Below are 603 nucleotides of genomic sequence, written 5' to 3' on the forward strand. Positions count from 1 at the left end.
CGGCCGATCGGGACGATGCGGTGCGGGTCGTCTCGCCGGCACGTCCATGCGCTCACGTCGACAGCGGCCTCCGTGGGGCCGTAGAGGTTGTACAGCCCGACGTCCAGGCGCTCGAAGCAGCGCTGCTGCAGGTCGTAGGGCAGCGCCTCGCCGCTGCACACGACGCGGCGCAGCGACGTGCAGTGCGCGTCGAGGTCCGGATGGTCGAGGAAGGCGCGCAGCATCGACGGCACGAAGTGGATCGTGGTGATCCGTTCGCGCTCGATGAGCGCGGCCAGATAGTCGGTCTCGCGCTGTCCGCCGGGTCGGGCGAACACGAGTCGCGCACCGGTGACGAGCGGCCAGAAGAATTCCCAGACGGAGACGTCGAAGCTGAACGGGGTCTTCTGCAGGACGGCGTCGTCGGCGTCGAGCGAGTAGGCGTGCTGCATCCAGAGGATGCGGTTGGTGATCGCGCGATGGGTGTTGAGCGCGCCCTTGGGGCGGCCGGTGGAACCGGACGTGTAGATCATGTAGGCGAGGTTGTCGCCGTTCAGATCGGGCTCGGGGTTGGCTACCGCGTCGAGATCGAGGCCGAGTTCGTTGGAATCGACGACGATCAGG

General features: G+C 67.5%; 1 protein-coding gene. It reads right to left on the minus strand.

What is annotated here, in order from left to right:
- Positions 1-603: AMP-binding protein (locus BLA15945_RS37540; protein WP_174994771.1), on the minus strand; the 603-nt coding region annotated here is incomplete at both ends.

It is taken from the genome of Burkholderia arboris (genome assembly GCF_902499125.1).
Taxonomy (GTDB): Bacteria; Pseudomonadota; Gammaproteobacteria; order Burkholderiales; family Burkholderiaceae; genus Burkholderia; species Burkholderia arboris.